Raw genomic sequence first — 2,889 nt, forward strand, 5'->3', positions numbered from 1 at the left:
CATTGTATGTTGATGCAACAAATGGAACAGATAACAACGATGGAAGCGCTGGGAAGCCGTTAAAGACAATTCAACGGGCTATTAATAGTGTTCCACAGATTATTAACCATGCTGTAAATATTTATGTATCCGCAGGAACGTATGCAGAAGATGTCCTCGCTCAAGACTTAACTGGGCAAATGACTATAACCGCAATAAACACGGCGCAGGGTACCACAAATGTAAATTCAATTTCGTTTCTTCGGTGCAAAGGTAGGTTTTCAGCTACTGGGTTTACCGCTACAACCACTTCAAGAAGCGCCTTCCTAGCGTCTTACTCCAATGCGGCAATATTCGATACTTGCTTTATCACGACAGTTTCTAGCTCAATGGGATTTGAATTCACAACATCTATCGGGCGTATTAGCGGTGGTACCGCTTCGAATAGAGGTACAGGTATTTATGCCAATTTTTATAGTCATGTTCAAGTAAGTAACGTAAGCGGAACAGGCAACACTGGTAATGGTATATGTGCCGATCAAGGTGCAATTATCACCATCTATGCCAATCCCCTGCCATCTGGATCTATCCCTTTGTACACAACTTTAGGCGGAATGATAATACCTGTAAGTGGTGTTCTTAACCCTTGGGGGGATAACACCTTCGGCACACGTCCTGCTTCTCGTGCTATGGGCAGTGGCAGCACTGGACAAGCCATATCAGCATCGGTATGGACTAAAGTACAGTTCCCAGTTGAGAATTTTGATAATCTAGGAAGCTATGATAGTGCTACTTTATTTAGATTCACTGCGCCTAGTGCGGGTATCTACCATATAGATACCAATGTACTTCTGACTGGTATTGCAGTTAGTACTACTTTGCAATTATCGATTTATTTAAATGGCGCTCATTATCGTAGACTTGATTACTTTTTAAATGTTAGTAGTGCTTCTGCATATGAGTTAAAAGGAAATGCGAGCATCTACTTAGGTGCGGGTGATTATATAGAAATCTATATAAACTCATCTACCGCCATTACACTTGCATTCGCGAATGATATTAATTTTGAAGTTGTACGTATCGCATAGGAGGAAACCATGAACATACCTCAAGCAATCACACACCTATACCCACAAGCCATACCACTAACCGACTTCATCGTCCAAGACGACTCAGACGGCAACGGGCCATATATCGCTCAATGGAACCTTGACCAACCACAACCAACGGAACAGGAATTACAAACCGCGTGGAGTGCCATGCAGCCAACAGCGGATCAGGTTCTAGATCAATCAAAACTCTCAAAAACAGTCGAACTCAACACAGCATGCAACGCAGCAATTTTAGCAGGCTTCACCTCCAACGCCTTAGGCTCAAACCACACCTACGACTTCGACTACGAAGCGCAAACGAATCTCAATACGATGCTCAACGCAATCATAGCTAATCTAGTCTCTGAACCTATCATTTGGAAAGCTAGCAACATGCTCCAGCCTCATACGATTGAACAATTCAAGACACTGTTCACAGACAGTCTCACCCACAAAACGACCAACATCAACAAGTATTGGGACTTAAAAACAGCAGTTACAGCAGCAAACAGTATGGAGGGTGTGGCAACTATATCATGGTAAATATTTTGAAAATACAACCATTCTCCCTCCAATCTCAAAAGAAAGGAGCGAAACTAATGAACCAAATCATGTTCAGCTCGATTTTGGCCGCGCTTAGCGCGTGTGTGACCTATGCCTTCGGCGGGGTGAGTGAATTGATGAGCCTATTCCTGATGGCAATCGCGGTTGATTATGTCACAGGCATTGCCGCCTCCATGAAGGAACAACGCGGTTTGAACAGCCAAGTTGGCTTCTGGGGGCTAACCCGCAAAGGGATGATGCTGCTTGTCATTATGCTGGCTCACCGTATGGATCTGCTACTAAACACGAATCTCATGATGACGGGGGCAATTTATTTCTACTTGGCAAATGAATTTATATCGATCACTGAAAATTATGGTAGATTGGGGCTGCCGCTGCCCAACTTTTTGAAACAAATGATTGAAGTGCTTCGCAAAAAGAGTGAAGGTCTATGAATAAGGAAAGTTTTATCGGGCAAGTAGCACCTGCTGCACAAGCGAATATGCGGGAGTTCGGCATTCTGGCGAGTGTGACGCTGGCTCAGGCGATTTTAGAAAGTGGTTGGGGAAGCCACGCGCCAGGCAATAATTTATTTGGCATCAAAGGGAGCGGGCAGCAGCTAGTCACTCAGGAGTTTATTAACGGCAGATGGCTGCACATTGTAGATGGCTTCTGTGTTTACGACAGTTGGTATGAAAGCATTCGCGATCATTCGTATTTTCTCTCCCGAAATCGTAGGTATGCCAACGTTTTGTTCGAGCCAGACTACCGATTGGCTTGCCAAAAGCTGCAGCACGCAGGTTATGCCACCGATCCACTTTATGCAGATAAACTAATTCGTATTATTGAAGGGAGCGATCTTACGAGATTCGATCAGATTGAAGAGAAAGGGGAGTATATCATGAGTGCCGAAGATGCGAATAAAATAATCACGTTTCTGTCAGCCGCTTGGACAAGCACGGAAGATACGGAAGCTAGAGCGGAGTTTCATCGCTTGGCGAACGAGCTCCGGAAAGCATCCGGGCAACTGTGAAGAGCTTGTAAAAATAAGAGTCTTTGCCGACTCTTATTTTTACATTTAAGCTAATATATATAAAAATAGAAGCCTCAAATGGACCTCTGTCAAGATAGTAAACACATCATTAAGTGACGATTACGCGGTTTCTACAAAGGTCGCCGCAAAGTGAACAGGCGACACATAGCCGATGGCACTATGAATTCGTTTGCGGTTATAAAAGAATTCAATATACCGAAAAATGGCTTCGTATGCCTGCTG

The 2,889-nt window shown here is 44.0% G+C and carries 5 protein-coding genes; 4 read left to right on the forward strand and 1 reads right to left on the reverse strand.

Annotated elements, in window-relative coordinates:
- The 4 genes from AC1DUA_RS32180 to AC1DUA_RS32195 form a co-directional block, all read left to right on the forward strand.
- A partial coding sequence (locus AC1DUA_RS32180; RefSeq protein ID WP_477503610.1) for a hypothetical protein occupies positions 1-1,067 on the forward strand: 1,067 nt, incomplete at its 5' end.
- Between the two features lie 9 nt (positions 1,068-1,076).
- On the forward strand, positions 1,077-1,613 hold the full coding sequence (locus tag AC1DUA_RS32185; protein WP_477503611.1) for an XkdW family protein: 537 nt from the start codon (positions 1,077-1,079) through the stop codon (positions 1,611-1,613).
- A gap of 56 nt (positions 1,614-1,669) precedes the next feature.
- Positions 1,670-2,068, forward strand: a complete 399-nt coding sequence (locus tag AC1DUA_RS32190) for a phage holin family protein (RefSeq protein WP_477503612.1) — start codon at positions 1,670-1,672, stop codon at positions 2,066-2,068.
- Positions 2,065-2,646, forward strand: a complete 582-nt coding sequence (locus AC1DUA_RS32195) for a glycoside hydrolase family 73 protein (RefSeq protein ID WP_477503613.1) — start codon at positions 2,065-2,067, stop codon at positions 2,644-2,646. The genes AC1DUA_RS32190 and AC1DUA_RS32195 overlap by 4 nt, the downstream gene beginning before the upstream one ends.
- Positions 2,647-2,766: 120 nt before the next feature.
- Here AC1DUA_RS32195 and AC1DUA_RS32200 read toward each other — a convergent pair.
- On the reverse strand, positions 2,767-2,889 hold a 123-nt coding region (locus AC1DUA_RS32200), incomplete at its 5' end, for an IS3 family transposase (protein WP_477503614.1).

The sequence above is a fragment of the Paenibacillus sp. 01T422 genome, from assembly GCF_056398785.1.